The sequence below is a fragment of the Acidovorax sp. SUPP950 genome, assembly GCF_030158935.1.
Lineage (GTDB): Bacteria > Pseudomonadota > Gammaproteobacteria > Burkholderiales > Burkholderiaceae_C > Paracidovorax.
In genome coordinates, this window is sequence record NZ_BQXE01000001.1 from 1,138,485 (window position 1) to 1,155,248 (window position 16,764).

Below are 16,764 nucleotides of genomic sequence, written 5' to 3' on the forward strand. Positions count from 1 at the left end.
AGCCGAACGGCACGCGGTGGGGTATAGCCCCAAGGCTCTCCGGCAGGCCGTCATGGGCCGATCTCAGGCGCGCGCCGGCTCGGCCTGCGGGCCGCGTTCGCGCGGCGCCACACGCGCAGCACATGCCGGGCCGCGCGGGCCAGGGCTTCGTCGAGCGCGGTGCGCCAGTCTCTGGCCACCGACGAAACCACCACGGGGCCCGCGCCGTCGGTGCGCAGCTCGATCCGGCAGCGCTTGTCCACTCCGCCCCGGGGACCGTTCACGTCGGCCAGCTGAATGTCGGCACGCGGCACCTGCGCACTCAGGCGCCGGAGCACGAACCGCACGCGGCGATCGACGGTATCGCGCATCGCGGTGGCTTCGGGATGGCGGGACTTGAAAAAAATCTGCATCAGCGTTCTCCTTCGTTGGAGCAGTCACCTTAGCCCGCTCGTCTGCAGGGACACAGCAGTTTTTCTCTGCCGACACCCTCCGAAATACCTGCTGCCTTGCAGCGAGCCCGTCAGTCTCAAGGTTTCGGGTAAACCGATGCAGCCATCTCAGAAAACCTGCTTCTTCCATCGGCCACCCGGCCGCACATTCAAGGCTGTCAACACCACAGGAAACCCCGATGAATCGCCCCATGAAGCCATTGCCCCTTGTCTCCCACCTGCTTTCCTCCCTGCGCGCCCGGGCCCTGCTGTGGCTGCAGCAGGTGTCGCACGGCAGCGGCGCTTTGCGTGCACCGGTGCGCGTTCCCGTGCGGATCGACGCCGCACACCCTGCGCAGCCGACGCGCCACCGCCGCTACCGCGACTGACGCGGCCTGCTCGCCCAACACTGTTCGCCCCCACAACACTTCACAAAGGAACACCCCCATGCGCAGCTACCCCACCAACAGCCCCGAAGCAGCGGCCCGGATCGTCGGCCTGCTGCTGATCTCGGACGGCCACGTCAGCCGTTCGGAAACGGACGCCCTGCAGCGGCTGGACATCGAAGGCGAACTCGGCCTGGCGCCCGGCGACTTCGCCCAGGTGCTGCACGCGCTGTGCGAAGACCTGCTGATGGGGGCGCGCGAGCGCCGCCTGCTGACCGGCAACCTCGACGAAGCGGCGCTGGCCGCCCTGATGGCCGAGGTGACCGAACCCGAACTGCAGCAGCGCGTGCTGCACTTCGCCTGCACGGCGGCGACCGCGGACCACCACCTGGCGGCCGCCGAGGCCTGGATCATGGAAGCCGCGCTCAAGCACTGGCGCATGGGCGAGGCATCCGATGCACCCAAGGCCGCGCCGGTCGCAGCCGGCCTTTGAACAGGGCCGCGCACGGGCCCGTCGAAGGCTAGGCCGCGGCCACCGCGTGGGCCGCCGCGACCATCTGGCGCACCAGCGGATGGTGCTGCCCGCGCCGCGACCAGATGGCGTGCACCTCCTCGCCGATGTCGGGGCAATCGCCCAGCAGGCGCAGGCCCCGCACCAGCCCCACGTCCTGCGCGCCCAGCTGGCTCACGGGGAACACCCCGAGCCCGCGGGCCGCGAAGACCGCGAGCAGCGCGCTGTCTTCGAACTCACCCACCACCTGGGGCCGCACGCCAATGTCCTCGAACCAATGGTCCAGCGTGGACCGCAACGGCGAATGGGACGTGGGCAACAGCACGGGAAGGTCCTGCAGCGACTGGGGGAACCGGTCGCGCGCGTGTTTCCTGACCAGCGAGGCCGGCCCATACCACTGCAGCGTGGACCGCGCGATCCGCTCGCTGGTCAGGCGCTGGGTGGGATTGCGCGGCGCGGCCTGCCCGGCCAGCACCACGTCCAGCTGGTGCAGGGCCAGCTCGGACAGCAGCTCGTCGAACTCGCCCTCGTGGCACACCAGGCGAAGGTGGGGCGTGGCGAGCACCGGCTCCAGCAGGGCATGCGCCGCCAGCTTGGAAATGCCGTCCGACAACCCCACCGACAGCCGTGCGACCTTGGCGCTGGCCGCCTCCCGCACCTCGTCGGGAATGCCCTGCCCCAGCTGGAAGATCTCTTCCGCCCGCGCATAGGCCGCCTGGCCCGCCTCGGTCAGCACCATGCCTCGGCCCAAGGGCTTGAGCAACTGGTGGCCCAGGTCCTTTTCCAGATCCCGCACCTGCGCGCTGATGGTCTGCACCGCCATCTCCAGGCGGTCCGCGGCGCGGGCGAAGCCGCCTTCCTTGGCGACCATCCAGAAATAGTAGAGATGGCGGTAGTTCAACATGCGGCCCCCGGATCGGAAAAACCGAATGCTATGTTCGATAAAAGCTGGTGTCCATCGAATGCCGCCATGGCCATACTGGGCGCTCGCCCATTCGAAAGGACAACCTCCATGTTTTATGCCATCAGCTGGTTTCTCTCTCTATCGCTTCTCGCTCTCTGGTCGCTGGCCTGCTGGGGCATGCATGCCATGGCGGTCTGGGCGGTGTCCAGCGCAGGCGCGCTGGCCGGGGGCACGTCTGCCATGAATGCCGTGGTGCTGCCGGAGTGGATCAGGGGCTGGATACCGCCCGAGCTGGCCCGGGAGTTGGCGGCCATGATCGCCTCCGCCGGCCCGATGGTTCAGGCGGCGCTGGACACCGTGCCCGCCTTGGCCGGCGCCGTGACCGTGCTGGCCTGGGCCTTGTGGGGCCTGGGCGCCTTGATCTTGCTGGCGGTGGCCTTCGGGGTCCACGTTCTGATCGCGCTGCTCAAGGGCCGGCGGACCGTGCACGGCACGCCGCGCGCCACGGTCGTCCAGTAACAGGCCCGAGCCCGGCCCCGGGCGCCCTGCGCCGGGGCTGGGGCCGGGCGGTGCTCACTGGTTGGAGATGATGGTGAGCAGATCGCCCCGGACGTCGGGGTTGTCGGTGTACTTCTTGTACAGCGGCGCCATGCGGCGCACATAGGGAGAGAAGTCGGACACAGTCACGAACTGCACGCCTTCCCTGGCCACATTCGCACGGGCCGAGACCACCCGCTTTTCCCACAGGTTGCGCATCAGCACGGCGGAGGCCTTGCCCGCTTTCTGGAAAGCCTGCTGGTCCTGCGCGCTCAGCCGGTTCCAGAGCTTGGTGGACACCACCAGGGCCTCGGGCGATATGGTGTGCTGGTCCAGCAGCATGTATTTGGCCAGCTTGTAGTGGCCGGTCGATTCGTAGGAGACCAGGTTGCCCTCGGCGCAATCGATGGTGCCGTTGCGAAAGCTGTCGAGCACTTCCTTGTAGGGGACGACCACGGGGGTGGCGCCGAGCAGCTTCACCATCTCGATGGAGGTTTCCGACTGCTGCACGCGCACCCGCTGGCCGGCCAGGTCTTCGCGCCGGGTGATCGGCTTGTTGGCGCAGTAGAACGAGCGCGCGCCGCCGTTGTACCAGCCCAGGACCACGAAGCCGGAGGCCTTCAGCTTCTCCGACAGGCGCTCGCCCATGGCGCCATCGAGGTAGCGGAACATGTGGGCGGCATCGCCGAACAGGAAGGGCAGGTTGAACGCCTGCAGGCCCGGCGCGGCCTCGGCCAGCGGGCCCAGGTTGAATTCAGCCAGGTCGATCTCGCCGGCCTTCATCATCGTGACCGCCTTGCCCTGATCGCCCAGCACCGCATCGGAAAACAGCTTGATGGTGTAGCGGCCCTGGGTGGAGGCTTCCACCTCGCTGATGAAGCTTTTCATCGCCTCGGTGACCGGGTAGCCGTCGGGGTGGGTGTTCCAGGCCCGCAGCGGCGTCTGGGCCCCCGCGGGTACCGACGCCGCCATGGCCATCACCGCCGCCGATGCAAGCATCGGAAAATTCATCTTGCGCATCGTGTCCCCCAAGTGTTCGAAAAATGCCTGTCCGCCAGCACTTCATCGTGCCCTGGCAGCGCATTTCGCTGGGGGCGCGCCGGCATGGCCTGCGCATTCTCCGAGGGGGGCTCAGCCGTAGCAAGCGCTTCGCACGAGAGGTGCGACGGGCAAACCACAACCGCTCTAAAGGGGCAGTTGGCGAGGGGAGCGGGATGTGATAGCCCAGGCGCTTAACGTTGCCGCGCCGGCTTCTCGAACGGCTTCATGGAACGGCTTACTTGCAGCGCAGATCGAGCGTCTTGCGAGCGTCGATGCGGTAGTCGCAGCGTTCCACTTCCTGGGTCAATTCAACATCCACCGTGCGCGCATCGGCGTAATGGCAGCGCACGTTGACGGTGCGCCCCGCCGCATACACGTACCCGAGCTGCCAGTGCCCCGCGCGCTCCTTCGCGACGTCGGGCACCAGGGTCGCCAGGTCTTCGACCGGGCCGTCGAACACATCGACCTGCCGCAAGGGCTGGCCGGGTTGCGCTGGACAGACCCCGGCGGCCTGCGAGGTCGGCATGCCGCCGTTGGCTGCGGCGAACAGCAGCACAGCCAGGATCGGCCGGGCCCATGGCATGGGCAATCGTGTGCAGCGCGCACAGCCCGCTCAGCGGGCGGCGGCTTCCACCTTCACCCGGGCGTTGGGCGTCTCGCCGAACATCTCGGGCGCGTACATGGCTTCCACGCGGCTCGGGGGCAGCGCGAAGTCGCCCACGTTGTTCAGCCGCACGGTGTATTCCGCCTTGATGGTGCCCTTGGGCAGGTACTCGTAGTAGCTGCGGTAGGCCTCGAAGCTGCGCTCCTCGAAGGCCGCCCAGGCGCTGCCTGAACGCTTCTCGCCCTGCGTGGCGATCTCGGAATCGCGCCCCAGGCCGCTGCCCAGGATGGTGGCGCCGCCCGGGATCGGGTCGGTCAGGGCCACCCAGGTCATGTCGGCGCTGGCGTTCACCTCCAGCGTCACGCGCAGCACGTCGCCGCGGGTGTACTTGCCGGGCACGGCCTGCTCGACCGGGGTGATGGTCTTCTTGATGGCGTAGCCGGCCGCGAACGGCGCCTTGAGCTGGATGGCCGCGACCGACTGCAGCGTGAGCCATGGCTTGCCGGTGCCCTGGTGGGTGACCGCCAGGTTCTCCTTGCCGCCCGTGGGCGACCAGGGCAGGAACATGCTGTTGTTCTTGAAGTTGCCGGGCGATGCGGGTGCGCCGAACCAGGTGGTCTGGTGTGCCGCGCCCGTGGCGTCGCTCGCCTTCACGCGCTCAACCTTCGCCCAGTCCACGCTGGCGTTGCCACTGCCCAGGGCCGCGCGGGTGACGCCCGCGACGGGCGTGGCCTCGAACTTGGCGCTGAATTTCTCCAGCGCCAGGCCGCCCCACAGGTTGGCGGTGGTGGTGTGCCATGCGCCGTTCTGCTGGCGGCTGATGAAGCCGTTGGCCAGGCGACCCATGTCGTCCTTCCAGGCCGGGTCGTCCATCACCGCGAGCATGAGGCGGGCGGTGTTGACGTCACCGTTCTGCATCAGCCACCACCAGTAGTCGTCGCGCTCGGTGCTGAAGATGAGCTTGGTGCCCTGGTAGCTCAGGCGGGCCTTCAGGACCTGCGTGGCCTCGGCCAGCCGCTGGTCGCGCTGGGGCACGTCGTTCACGCGCTTGAGGATGTTCAGCCAGTCGATCACCGTGTGCGTGGGCCACTGGTTGGGCGCGATGGTGACGCTGCCCAGCATGCGGCCGGAGGCCTTGCCGTAGCGCGACAGCGCCTCGATGGCCGCGATCTTGCGCATGTCCAGATCCTTGCGCGGACTCCAGAAGTCGCGCTGGATGCGCCCTTCCACGAACGCGGTCAGACCGCGCTCCATGGCGGCACGGGCCTCGTCCGGCAGGGCGAACTCGGGGTGCAGGCTGGCGGCTTCGTGCGCCGCCGACAGCAGGTAGGCCGTGAGCGTGTCGCTGCCCCGGTTGGCGCTGCCGGCCTGGGGCGGGAAGTAGTTGGCCAGGCCATCGGCGTCCAGGTAGGTGGGCAATTGCGCCACCACGGTCTGCCAGAGGGTGCCGTCGCGCAGGCCCACGGCCTTGCTGGTCTTTTGCTCCAGGCAAGCGAAGGGGTAGTTGGCGAACCAGTCGCGCACGCCGGGCAGGCCTTCGGCCAGCTTGGGCTGCAGCGACATCTTCAGCCCGCCGCGGCCCGGCAGCGCATCGGCCGGCGGGTTCACGTCCAGGTTGAAGCTGCCATCCACCTGCACCAGCGTGGCCTGCTGCACCGTGAGCGGCACCGCCGGGATGATGCGCTGGGTGGCCTTGAGCGCGTCGCGCGCGCCGTTGGCGCCCGCGGTGTCACGGGCTTCGATCTCCCACAGGATGGCCTCGGTGCGCGTCTGCGCCAGCTGCGCGGGGGCGGTCACGGTCCAGGCCACCTCGCGGGATTCGCCGGGCGGGATGTCCACGCTCTGCTTGTCCAGCTGCAGCAGCGTGGCGCGGGCGGCCACATCCACCTTCATCGCGGCCTGGGTCGTGTTGCGCAGGGTGATCTGGGCGCGGAACTGATCGTCCTCGCGCACCAGCGGCGGCAGGCCGCTGATGATCTGCAGGTCCTGCGTGGCGCGGATCTGGGTCGCGCCGGTGCCGAACAGGCCCGTGCCGGCATCGGCGACGGCCACGATCTTGAACGTGGTGAGTGCATCGTTGAGCGGCACGGTCACCTTGGCCTGGCCGTTGGCATCGAGCTGGATCGCGGGCTGCCACAGCAGCAGTGTGTCGAGCAACTCGCGCGCCTGGCTGTGGCCGCCCCCACCGCCCGCTGGCACGGCCTTGCGGCCGTAATGGCGCCGGCCGATGATTTCCATCTGCGCGGTGGAGGTCTGAACGCCCCAGGAGCGGCGCTGCAGCATGGCATCGAGCAGGTTCCAGCTGGTGTTGGGCATCAGCTCCAGCAGCGCCTGGTCCACGGCGGCCAGGGCCACCTCGGCGCCGGCCGCAGGCTTGCCACCGGGCAGCGTGGCGGTGATGGTGACCTGCGCCTTGCCGCGCACGGGGTAGCTTTCCTTGTCGGCCACCACCTTCACCTGGATCTGGTGGGCCTGCGTGCCCACGCGGATCTCGGCCACGCCCAGGCGGTAGGCGGGCTTGGACAGATCGACCATGGCGGTGGGCGCGACGTATTCCTTGCCCTCGTACCAGAAGGCGCTCCACCACTCGGTCGGCGCCTTGAAGCCCCAGGTGAAAAAGCTGTACCACGGCACCTCGCGCAGGCGGCCGCGCAGGGCCAGCACGCTCACATAGACGTTGGGGCCCCAGCCCTCCTCGATCTTGACCTGCACGGTCGGGTCCTGGCCGTTAAGCTGCACAACGCGCGTGTCGATGATGCCTTCGCGCTCCACGCTCACCAGCGCCGTGGCCTGGCGAAACGGCATGCGCACCTGCAGCTTGGCGGTCTCGCCGGGCTGGTAGGTTTTCTTTTCGGGCAGCAGGTCGATGCGGTCGTGGTCTTCGCCGCCGAACCAGATCTCGCCCCGGCGCGTGACCCAGACGGACGAGGCCGCCTCGGACGTGTTGCCGTCCTTGTCGCGCGCGGTGGCCACGAGCTCCACTTCACCGGCTTCTTCGAGCTTGGTCTCGCACAGCAGCAGGCCGCGCGAATCGCTCTTGCCCGTGCAGACGGTGCCCAGGTCTTTGGTTTCGGTCTTGTTGTCGTAGCTGTAGAAGCCGCCCACCATGCGCTTGCGGCTGGTGGTGGTGATGCGGGCGATGGCCTGCACCTGCAGCGGAACGCCCTCCTGCACCTTGCCGTCCAGCCCCAGCGCGAGCGCCTGGAAGCGGATCTTCTGCGCGGCGGAGACCCAGCCTTCGGTCTTGATGCCGGCCACCACGGCGGCGGGCCACAGGGTCTGCGTGCTGCGCAGCGTCTGCACCTCGCCGCTCGGGTCGGCGTAGGTGGCCTCCAGCACCAGCTCCTGCGGCCGGCGCGCCAGGGGCACGTTGTCGATGGCCAGTTTGCCGGCCCCGTTCTTGTCCAGCGTCAGCGCGAGCTTGTCGGCGATGACGCGGGCGTCCTGGCCGGCGGCCGCCTCTTCGTCGTCGCTGTGGCTTTGCGACTGCGCGCCGCGCTGGTTGGGGGGCATGAAGCTGAAGGCGTCGAAATCGCTCCACTGGGCGGATTTGCCGCGCACCAGCGCCGACACGCGCACGGGCAGGTTGGCGGCGCCGCCACCGGCCACGTAGTTCACCTGCACGTCGGTGGGCACCGAGCGCACGCGCACCAGGGGCTTCTTGTCGGTGGGCGTGATGCGGCCTTCCAGCACGGGCAGGCGGAACTCCTCGACCCGGAACTGGCCCGATTCGAAGCTGTTGCGGCTGTGCGAGCCACCCTGCAGCTGCACCTGGTACACGCCGAGCTTGGCGGCAGGGGGCACGGCGAAGGTGTTCTCTGCGCTCAGGCCACCCGTGGCGGTCTTGCGCCAGGTGAGGTCCTGCGTGTATTGCTGGCCGCTGCCCACGTGGGTGATGACCAGGGTGTCGGGCTGCTCGTCCGGCAGGCCGAAGCCCTTGCGGTTCTCGGTGCGCAGCAGGTGCTTCATCGACACGGTTTCGCCAGCACGCAGCAGCGTGCGGTCGAACACGGTGTGGGCGCGCTCGTCGGGGCGGGGTTCCATGCTGGTGGGCAGGTTGAAGCGCCAGGGCTCGATGCCGCGCTGCCAGTCGCTCCAGGTGAAGGCCATGTCCTGCGTGCCATCGGCGCCCGGAGCGCGCGCACTCACGAAGTAGGCCTGCTCGCCGCCATCGTCACCCTGGCACGACGGAGGCTCGGGCGAGAGGCCGTCGAACAGCGCCACGCCCTGCGCATTGGTGGTGCCCGTGGCCAGTTCGCGGCCGTTGCAGTCGGACACGCGCACCTTGGCGCCCGCCACCACCTGGCCCTTGTCCAGCGTGGTCACCCAGGCGGCCGAATTCTCGCGGCCGAGCTTGAAATGAACCCCCAGGTTGGTCACCAGCGCCGAGGTGCGCACGTACATGGTGCGGCCTTCGCCGTGGCGTTCGTCCAGCAGCGACTTGCCGAGCAGCGGCGAGGCGATCTCCACCACATGGAAGCCCGTGGGCAGCGGAATGCCCACCACCTCGAAGGGCCGCGGGTCGTTGTTGACCGGCTTGGGCAGGTCCAGCGTCTTCACGCCGCCCTGGCCGGACAGCAGCGAGACCATGCGCGACTGCACGTACTCGCTGCTGTCGCTCTCCAGCGCAGCGGGCAGCGCGCCCTTCACGTCGCGGCGGGCGCTCTTGCGGCTCACGAGGTAGCCGTCGTAGCGGCGCACCTTGCGGTACCAGGCAATGATGTCGGCGTCGCTGCCGGGCTGCAGGGTGCTCACCTTGGCGGGCGCCGCGCCATCGGCGGGCTTGCCGGCGTCCAGGCCCTGGACCTTGAGCGCGGCCTCGACGTTGCGCAAGGTCACGGGCAGCAAGGCGGGCTCCTTGGGGCCCTCCGCATAGCGCTCCACCACGCCGAATGGCGAGGCAGCGAACTTGGCCAGGGGCGGCATGCCCCCCGTTCCCACCTTGAGCGGGAAGCTGTCGGCATTGCGCAGCGTGCGGCCCGAGGCGTCCTTGAAGTCCTTGGGCAATTGCACCGTGAAGGCCGTCTGCGCCGTGAAGGGCGGGTCGAAGCGCACGCCGTTCACCACGGTGTCGCCATCGCCCTCACCGTCGATCCGGGGCTTGAGCGTTTCCTTGTCCGAGCGCAGGCGCACCGCCTCGGCCAGCTTGCGCGGCACGGGTGCGTTGAACGACAGGAACATCGGGCGGATCGGCAGGCAGGCCGACTGGGCGTTCTCGCGCTCGCAGCGGAAATCGGCGGCGAAGGGCTCACGGACCTTGTACTCGTAGCGCTTTTCGATGGTGTTGCCGACGCCGCTCGGCGTGGCCACACCCTTGCCGAAGACGAGTTGCACCCGCCCGCCCGAGGTCAACCGCCGGTTGCAGGCCAGGGTGACGTATTTGAGCGGCTCCTTGGCGGCTGTCTTGTCCAGGCCCTGGGAGGCCAGCAGCCCCTCGCGCTGGGCGCCTTCGATCAGGCGCACCGGAACCCGCTCGCCCACGCCATCGGCCACGCACCAGACGTTGGCCTGCACGCTGGCCAGGGTCGCCGGGCCGTTCAACTGCAGCATGAAGAACTGCTCTTCGTCGATGGGCTGGTAGGTGCCGGGGCGGATGTTCTGGACGTACGGGCCGCCGGTATTGAATGCATAGCTCTTCGTGCCCGACAGCTCGGCGCCGGCGGCCGATTTGAACCCCGACTTCACCTGGGCCGTGCAGCGCACGCCGGGCGGCAGGTCGCCCTTGAAGTCGTAGACCCATTCGCGCTCGCTGGTCCAGCGGCCCGTGCCCTGGCCGGCTTCGGCGTCGGAGCAGCTCACGGAGAGCGGGGCCGGGGCCTTGGGGTCGCCGAAATTGACCGCCGGGCCGTCGAACTTGGCCACGGCCTGCCGGACGCGGGACACCTCGCCCTGGGGCGAGAAGCTGATGATGGACAGCGCGTGGGCCTGCGCGGCCGCGCCGAGGGCCACGGCCAGCGCCAGGGCGCGGAAGGAATGCGTTGTTGTTGTCATGGCTTTTGCAAAAACGGCGACGGGCCGACCCACCGGACCGGTACCCATTCGAACCCGGCAGCGTAGCCCATCGGCAGACGGCGAACCACCAGCGCAGTGACGCAGTTGTAAATGGCCTACACCGCCCAGCCCACTCCGTCCGTGAGAATGGTTTCAATTCCACCCCGGGCGCGCCCATGCCACCCCCCTCTTCCACCCGCCGCTGGGAAATCGATGCCGTCCGGGGCCTGATGCTCGCCCTGATGACCGTCACGCACCTGCCCACCCGGCTCACGCAGCCGCTGGGGCAGCCGTTCGGCTTCGTCTCGGCGGCCGAGGGCTTTGTGCTGCTCTCGGCGTACATGGCCGGCATGGTCTACGGCCGGCTCGCCTGGCGCAAGACCGTGGCGGACATGCGCCAGGCCTTCTGGCGCCGCGCCCTCAAGATCTATGGCTGCCAGGCGGCCACGCTGCTGTTCCTGTTCACAGTGATCGCCTTCATCGGCATCCGTGTGGACGAGCCCGCCATCAAGGGCATGATGACCTTCTACCTGCTGCACCCGCTGGAGGCCCTGGTGGGCGGGCTGCTGCTGGTGTACGAACCGCCGCTGCTGGACATCCTGCCGCTGTACGTGCTGTTCATGCTGGCCAGCCCCTGGCTGATGACGTTCGCGCTGCGCCGCGGCTGGGCGCCGATCATGGCCGGCAGCGTGCTGCTGTGGCTGCTGGCGCAGTTCGGGCTGTCGCGCTGGTTCTATGACGGCTTCGCGGCGGTGCTGCCCATGCCGATCCCCTTCACCGAAACCGGCGCCTTCGTGATGTGGAGCTGGCAGTTCCTGTGGGTGCTGGGCCTTTGGATGGGCGCGAGCCGCAACGACCCCGAGGCGCCGCCGTTCGAGTTCCCGCGCTGGTCGCTGTGGGTGGCCGGCGCCATCGCCGTGGTGTGCATGGTGTGGCGGCATGTGGTCGGCCAGGTGCCGTTCGGAGACGCCAACCCGCAACTCAACCTGCTGTTCGACAAATGGGCCCTGGGCCCGCTGCGCCTGATCGACCTGATGGCCCTCACGGCGCTGACCATCCGCTTCGGGCCGGCGCTGGCCGCGAAGCTGCCGCGCCAGCACTGGCTGGAAACCCTGGGCGCGGCCTCGCTGCCGGTGTTCTGCGCCCACTTGGTGGTGGTGCTGCTCACCCTGGTGTTCATGGGAGCGGACTACGAGCGGCCTTGGCCGCAGGACATCGCCCTGCTGATCGCCTGTTTTGCCACCCTCTATGCCGTGGCCCGCGTGAGCCTGTGGGTGGACAAGCCACCCAACGACGACGGCCGCCCGGTGCAGCCCGCGCCCGATGCAGGCGGCGCGCCCTCAGCCGCGGCAGCCAGCGGCGCCAGTGCCGCCGGCCAGGACGACCTGAATGCGGCTCAGCGCCCGGCGCTCACCCGCACCAGCGCGGGGTTGCCGGTGGCCACCGTGGCGGCAGGCATGGCGGCCGTGGCGGTGGGCGAGGCGCCGCCCGCCTGCATCGCGGGGGCCGGCGCCACGAATGCGCCGATCACCGTGCGCCACAGGTCGTAGCCGGCATCGTTCATGTGCAGGCGGTCGGGGCCGAAAAGTTCTGCCCGCGGCTGCCCGGAGGCATCGAGCATGGCCGAGAAGACGTCGATGTAATCGCTGTTGGGCACCGTGCGCACGTACTGCGCCAGCAGGGCGTTGGCCTGCTGCATCTGGGGCATCAGCGCCACGCGCGAAGGGCTGGGCTTGATGGAGATGTAGCTGATGCGGGTGTCGGGGAGTTCGGCGCGCACGGTCTGCACGAAGGAGCGGAAGCTCTCCAGGATCTGCTCGGGCGTGCGGCCCTCGGCCAGATCGTTGTCGCCGGCATAGACCATCACATGGCGCGGGCGGTACTGGAGCACCAGGTTTTTCACGAAATGGTTGCAGTCCGCCATGGTGGAGCCGCCGAAGCCGCGGTTGATCACCACGGGCAACTGGCGGAAGTCCTCCGCCACGTCGGTCCAGAAACGGATGGTCGAGCTGCCGACGAAGAGGACGCCGCCGGCCTGCGGGAGCCGTTCCTTGTCGGCTGCGGCGAAGGCGTCCATGCTGGACTGCCAGCGCGCATAGGCCGAGGGCGACGTGGCGGCAGCCGACGGCGCGGTAGAGTCGGCGGGGGTCGCCTGCGCGGCGAATCCCGCACAGGCCAGGGCCAGGGTCACAAGGGAACGCGTCGGGAAAGCCCGAAGAGAATGCATGGCGACTCCAAAAAGGACTGCAGCGGCGTGTGAGCGATTGTGCTGGCCTGCGTTCCGCAAGCATACAATTTTTACAAATTTACACCAACACCGGCCGCCGGGTTTCCATCGACATGCCTTCCGCTTCCCAGGCCCCAGCGGGCCCCGTGCCGTTCTGGCACCGGCTCAACCAGTTCTTCGCTTTCCCCCTGCAGCGCAAGCCGCTGTTCTACAGCACCGTGCTGGCCGTGTGCAGCATGCTGTACGGCGTGCTGTTCTTCCTGCCGGACGTGCTGGCCGTGCTGCTGATCGAGGTCGGCATCCTGCTGGCCGCGTCGCGCTACGGCTTCAAGGTGGTGGCGATGGGCTCGCGCGGCCTGCAGCGCGCCGAGGATTTCCCCGACCGGCTGGACGACGAGTGGACCGCCCTGCCCTGGAAGCTGTTCGGCATCCTGCTCGTGCAGGGCATCGTGGTGGGGTGGCTGCAGCGGGTCAGCACGGGCCTGGCGGAACTCGCCTGGCTGGCCGTGAGCTTCCTGCTGCCGGCCACCATGATCCTGCTGGTGCAGACGGGCAGCCTGTTCGCGTCGCTGAACCCCGCCGCCGCCTGGGGCGTGGTGCGGATCATCGGCTGGCCGTATGGGCTGCTGTGCTTTTTCCTGTTTTTGCTCAGCCAGGGCGCAGCCATCGCGCTGGCGCTGCTGATGCCGCTGTTCAAGGGCTGGCTGCTGCTGCCGCTGGGCAACTGGCTGTTCATCTACTTCGGCTGGGTGATGTGCAGCCTGCTGGGCTACGCCATGTACCAGAACCACGAGGCCTTCGGCATCGACCTGCTGCCCGGCGGCGGGCTGGACGACGATGCCCCGCCCGATCGGCGCACGCCCCGGCAGATCGCGCAGGAGGCGACCGACGCGCTGGTGGCCCAGCAGATCACCGACGGCGACCTGGCCGGCGCCCTGGGCACGGCCTACGAAGACCAGCGCCTGCATGGGGACGAATTACCCGCCCAGCGCCGCTACCACCGCGTGCTGGCGCTGACCGACAAGACCGACACCCTGCTGCTGCATGCCCAGCGCTTCATCCCGCTGCTGCTGAACGCGGGCCAGACGACCGAGGCGCTCAAGGCGTTCCTCACCTGCCGCGAGCGCGACGCCCAGTTCGTGATTTCGGACCCGGGCCACACCCTGGCCCTGGCCAACACGGCGTGGAACGGCGGCGATGCGAAGCAGGCCATCGCGCTGCTGGGCGGGTTCGACCGACGCTTCAAGGGGCATGCGCTGGTGCCCAAGGCCTACGAACTGGTCGCCCGCGTGCTGCTGCAGGGCATGAACCGCCCCGACATGGCCCTCAAGGTGCTCGCCACCCTGCAGGCGCGGCATGCGGACAGCCCTTCGGTGGCGGAGGTGCAATGGCTGCTGCGCGCCCATTTGCCGCAGCCGGCAGCGGCAGGCGGCCAAGCGCCCTCCACGCCTTGAGGCGACGCAGGCAGGCGACATCGATTTGCTACTAAATTAATAGCAATATGCCCTAGTACTGATTGCGCTGGAACGGGTTTTTGCTTCAAGGCCAGGGTTGCCTGGCAGGCGGCCCGCCTTACCGGCCTTCGAGCAGCCGCAGCGGCGCGCTGCCGGGTGCCAGTTGCTGCAACTGCGGCAGCCAGGCCATGGCCTGCTCGCGCCGCCCGGACTGCAGCAGCGCCGTGACCAGCATGCCCACCAGTTCGCCCAGCGCCGCATGCTGCGGCGCGGTGCGGTGCAGGGCCGTGAGCAGCTTCTCGGCGTCGCTCCACTGGCCCGCGCGCACGAAGCGGCGCGCCAGGCCCGCCATGTCGTCGGGCACCAGGCGGGCGCTGGGCCGGGCGTGGTCCAGGTAGGTGCGGTAGCTGGCGTGCTGGAAGTCCAGCGTGGCGGCGTCCTGCTCCGGCAGCCGGAAGATGCGGCGGGCGGCGCGGTGGAAATCCTCGCCCGCCGGCCACAGGCTGGCGGTCTTGAACCAGGCGCTCAGCACCGGCACATCGCGCGGGCGCAACTGCGCCGCCGCCCGCCACTGCACCAGGGCCCGCTCGAACTGCATCGCCTGGGCCGACTGCCGGGCCTGGGCCACGTGGGCATCGAAACCGTCGTCCGGCGCGGCGGCTGCCTCGGGCGGCGGTGCCTCGATCGCCTTGCGCCGCACCAGACCGGCGCCCCACATCAGCGCGGCGCCCGTCAGCAGCCCGCCCAGGTGGGCCATGTAGGCCACGCCCCGGCCGCTGAGCCAGTGCTGCAGCAACTCGTTGGCGATCCACGCCGGCAACAGCAGCAGCGCGGGCGCGGTGACGTAGTTGAAATAAAAGAACAGCTGGTAGAAAAACCGCACGCGGCGCAGCCGGTACAGCACCGCGTACATGCCCATGAGGGCCGACACCGCACCGGACGCCCCCAGGCCGTAGCTGCCTTGGCCTGCATAGGCCCACCCGGCCATCAGCGACCCGCCCACGGCCCCCAGCAGGTAGAAGGCCAGGTACCGCCATCGCCCCAGGGCCAGCTCGACCGAAAAGCCGAAGAGGAACAAGAACACCATGTTGCCCAGCAGGTGGCCCGTGCTGGCATGCAGGAAAGCGGCGGTGATCCAGGTCACGGGCCGCGGGGGCGCGTCCTTTTCGTAGCTCTGCGCCCAGCGGCGGGTGAAGGGCTCGGGCAGCGCCGCCTCATACCGGGCGCGGGCGGCCTTCCAGTCGGCGTACTGCGGGTCGTCCGCGCGCACGACCAGGCCGGCGTGCAGGCGCTTTTGAAAGCCTTCCTCGTGCTCCATCCACCGCAGCAGCGCGTGCTCCCGGTGCGCCGCCAGCATGCGCTGCGCGCGCTCGGCATCGCGGTGGCCGGAGTCCTTCAGCCACTGCACGAAAGGCGGCAGTTCGATGCCGGGCAAGGGACTGTCCAGATAGACCTGCGCCGCCCGGTCCACGGCCTTGGCCTCCCAGCGCTGCGGTCCCCAGAAGACCAGCAGGTTCACCACAATGATCAGCACCGTCATCCATGGCGGGTTGCGCCAGGTGGGGCGGTTGTCCAGCGGGATGGCATAGAACATGGCGGGCCTGCGTCACCTCAAGGCGGGCAACGCCGGGCCCCGCGGGCCGGCGGCGGGACAGCACGCAACCCTCACTGGGGCACGAAGCCGCTGCGCTGGATGATGCGCGTCCAGGCCTGGGTGTAGGCCTGCTGGCGCGCCGCCAGTTGCTGGGGCGTCATCGACGCCACCGTGAGCCCCAGGGCCGTGAGCTGCCGGTTCACGTCGGGTTGGGCGACCACCTTGGCCAGCGCCTGCGAGAAACGGGTGACGAACGCGGCCGGCGTACCGGTGGGCGCGTAGAAGCCGTAGTAGGGCAGGTCCTCGAAGCCTTTCAGCCCCAGCTCGTCGAACGTGGGCACGTCCGGCAGCGCTGACTGGCGCTGGGTGCCCAGCACGGCCAGCACGCGCACCTTGCCGCCCTTGTGGTTTTCGATGAAGTCCTGCACCGAGGCCACCCCGGCGGGGATCTGGTTGCCCAGCATGTCGGCGATCATGGGCGCGCTGCCGCGGTATGGCGCCGCCACCAGGTCGATGCGGTACTTCTCGCCGATGAGCTTGACCAGAAACTCCGGCGTGGAGGCCGGGGCCGGGATGCCCACCGCGCCCTTGCCACCGCCCTGGGTGGTGATCCACTGCACGTAGTCGTTGAACGACCTGGCCGGCGACGCGCCGGACACGGCGAAGGCATTCACGAAGGTGGCCACGCCGCCGACCGGCACGAAGTCGTGCACCGGGTCGTAGCCCGGGTGCTTGACCACCTGCGGCAGGATGGAGATGGTGTGGTCGTGCGACAGGAACACGGTGTGCCCGTCGGCCGGCGCGGCCTTGAGGGCCTGGGCGGCGATCTGCCCGCCCGCGCCGGGGCGGTTGTCCACCACCACCGGGGCGCCCAGCTCGTCCTTGAGCTTGTCGGACAACAGCCGCGCGATCGCGTCGGTGCCCCCGCCCGGCGGAAAGCCCACCAGGATGCGGATCGGCGGGCCGGCCGGCGGCGTCTGGGCCGAGGCCACGGCGGCGACCGCCGTGGCGCCCACCCAGACCGCGGCGCGGGCCATGCGCAAGACCCAGTGACGGCGCGAGGAAGAACGATGCATGGAGGGCTCCGTGAAAGTGTGCGGACGGG

Annotated in this window: 12 protein-coding genes and 1 pseudogene; 5 read left to right on the forward strand and 8 right to left on the reverse strand. The window is 69.3% G+C overall.

The features are described 5' to 3' along the window. Nucleotides 1-50: 50 nt before the first annotated feature. On the reverse strand, nucleotides 51-392 hold the full coding sequence (locus AVME950_RS05385) for an HPF/RaiA family ribosome-associated protein (protein WP_284429023.1): 342 nt from the start codon (nucleotides 390-392) through the stop codon (nucleotides 51-53). Nucleotides 393-622: 230 nt separating this feature from the next. Between AVME950_RS05385 and AVME950_RS05390 the strand changes: the two genes are divergently transcribed. Beyond that, nucleotides 623-799, forward strand: coding sequence for an arylamine N-acetyltransferase family protein (locus tag AVME950_RS05390; RefSeq protein ID WP_284429024.1), 177 nt, complete (start codon nucleotides 623-625; stop codon nucleotides 797-799). A gap of 58 nt (nucleotides 800-857) precedes the next feature. Beyond that, the gene (locus AVME950_RS05395) at nucleotides 858-1,289 is read left to right on the forward strand and encodes a TerB family tellurite resistance protein (protein WP_284408449.1); all 432 of its coding nucleotides are present in this window, start codon (nucleotides 858-860) and stop codon (nucleotides 1,287-1,289) included. Nucleotides 1,290-1,317: 28 nt separating this feature from the next. Here AVME950_RS05395 and AVME950_RS05400 read toward each other — a convergent pair whose 3' ends face one another. Continuing rightward, nucleotides 1,318-2,211, reverse strand: coding sequence for a LysR substrate-binding domain-containing protein (locus AVME950_RS05400; protein ID WP_284429025.1), 894 nt, complete (start codon nucleotides 2,209-2,211; stop codon nucleotides 1,318-1,320). Between the two features lie 108 nt (nucleotides 2,212-2,319). Between AVME950_RS05400 and AVME950_RS05405 the strand changes: the two genes are divergently transcribed. Then, nucleotides 2,320-2,730, forward strand: a complete 411-nt coding sequence (locus AVME950_RS05405; protein ID WP_284429026.1) for a hypothetical protein — start codon at nucleotides 2,320-2,322, stop codon at nucleotides 2,728-2,730. 54 nt (nucleotides 2,731-2,784) lie between these two features. On the opposite strand, the gene AVME950_RS05410 is transcribed toward AVME950_RS05405, so the two are convergent. The 3 genes from AVME950_RS05410 to AVME950_RS05420 form a co-directional block, all read right to left on the reverse strand. Further along, entirely contained in the window at nucleotides 2,785-3,759 is a 975-nt protein-coding gene (locus tag AVME950_RS05410; protein WP_284429027.1) for a TRAP transporter substrate-binding protein, read from the reverse strand. Nucleotides 3,760-4,024: 265 nt separating this feature from the next. Beyond that, nucleotides 4,025-4,372: an STY0301 family protein gene (locus AVME950_RS05415; RefSeq protein WP_349817226.1), complete on the reverse strand. Its 348-nt coding sequence runs from the start codon at nucleotides 4,370-4,372 to the stop codon at nucleotides 4,025-4,027. A gap of 30 nt (nucleotides 4,373-4,402) precedes the next feature. After that, nucleotides 4,403-10,384 carry an alpha-2-macroglobulin family protein gene (locus AVME950_RS05420; protein WP_284429028.1) on the reverse strand — a complete coding sequence of 1,994 codons (5,982 nt, stop codon included), beginning with the start codon at nucleotides 10,382-10,384 and terminating at the stop codon, nucleotides 4,403-4,405. 176 nt (nucleotides 10,385-10,560) lie between these two features. Between AVME950_RS05420 and AVME950_RS05425 the strand changes: the two are divergent. Further along, nucleotides 10,561-11,703 (forward strand): annotated as a pseudogene (locus AVME950_RS05425) (OpgC domain-containing protein); the annotation flags it as partial. Between the two features lie 77 nt (nucleotides 11,704-11,780). Here the strand turns inward: AVME950_RS05425 and AVME950_RS05430 are convergent. Beyond that, nucleotides 11,781-12,611 (reverse strand): SGNH/GDSL hydrolase family protein, encoded by an 831-nt coding sequence (locus AVME950_RS05430; protein ID WP_284429029.1) that lies wholly within the window; start codon nucleotides 12,609-12,611, stop codon nucleotides 11,781-11,783. Nucleotides 12,612-12,724: 113 nt separating this feature from the next. Between AVME950_RS05430 and AVME950_RS05435 the strand changes: the two genes are divergently transcribed. Further along, the gene (locus AVME950_RS05435) at nucleotides 12,725-14,065 is read left to right on the forward strand and encodes a tetratricopeptide repeat protein (protein WP_284429030.1); all 1,341 of its coding nucleotides are present in this window, start codon (nucleotides 12,725-12,727) and stop codon (nucleotides 14,063-14,065) included. A 118-nt stretch (nucleotides 14,066-14,183) separates the two neighbouring features. Here AVME950_RS05435 and AVME950_RS05440 read toward each other — a convergent pair whose 3' ends face one another. Together AVME950_RS05440 and AVME950_RS05445 are read right to left on the reverse strand one after the other, a co-directional pair. Further along, the gene (locus tag AVME950_RS05440; RefSeq protein ID WP_284429031.1) at nucleotides 14,184-15,659 is read right to left on the reverse strand and encodes a rhomboid family protein; all 1,476 of its coding nucleotides are present in this window, start codon (nucleotides 15,657-15,659) and stop codon (nucleotides 14,184-14,186) included. Nucleotides 15,660-15,730: 71 nt separating this feature from the next. Continuing rightward, entirely contained in the window at nucleotides 15,731-16,696 is a 966-nt protein-coding gene (locus AVME950_RS05445; protein WP_502869379.1) for a Bug family tripartite tricarboxylate transporter substrate binding protein, read from the reverse strand. Nucleotides 16,697-16,764 lie beyond the last annotated feature (68 nt).

Coding starts and splice junctions, on each gene's coding strand:
- AVME950_RS05385 (WP_284429023.1), bottom strand. CDS start 392: ATGCAGATTTTTTTCAAGTCCCGCCATCCCGAAGCCACCGCGATGCGC.
- AVME950_RS05390 (WP_284429024.1), top strand. CDS start 623: ATGAAGCCATTGCCCCTTGTCTCCCACCTGCTTTCCTCCCTGCGCGCC.
- AVME950_RS05395 (WP_284408449.1), top strand. CDS start 858: ATGCGCAGCTACCCCACCAACAGCCCCGAAGCAGCGGCCCGGATCGTC.
- AVME950_RS05400 (WP_284429025.1), bottom strand. CDS start 2,211: ATGTTGAACTACCGCCATCTCTACTATTTCTGGATGGTCGCCAAGGAA.
- AVME950_RS05405 (WP_284429026.1), top strand. CDS start 2,320: ATGTTTTATGCCATCAGCTGGTTTCTCTCTCTATCGCTTCTCGCTCTC.
- AVME950_RS05410 (WP_284429027.1), bottom strand. CDS start 3,759: ATGAATTTTCCGATGCTTGCATCGGCGGCGGTGATGGCCATGGCGGCG.
- AVME950_RS05415 (WP_349817226.1), bottom strand. CDS start 4,372: ATGCCATGGGCCCGGCCGATCCTGGCTGTGCTGCTGTTCGCCGCAGCC.
- AVME950_RS05420 (WP_284429028.1), bottom strand. CDS start 10,384: ATGACAACAACAACGCATTCCTTCCGCGCCCTGGCGCTGGCCGTGGCC.
- AVME950_RS05430 (WP_284429029.1), bottom strand. CDS start 12,611: ATGCATTCTCTTCGGGCTTTCCCGACGCGTTCCCTTGTGACCCTGGCC.
- AVME950_RS05435 (WP_284429030.1), top strand. CDS start 12,725: ATGCCTTCCGCTTCCCAGGCCCCAGCGGGCCCCGTGCCGTTCTGGCAC.
- AVME950_RS05440 (WP_284429031.1), bottom strand. CDS start 15,659: ATGTTCTATGCCATCCCGCTGGACAACCGCCCCACCTGGCGCAACCCG.
- AVME950_RS05445 (WP_502869379.1), bottom strand. CDS start 16,696: ATGGCCCGCGCCGCGGTCTGGGTGGGCGCCACGGCGGTCGCCGCCGTG.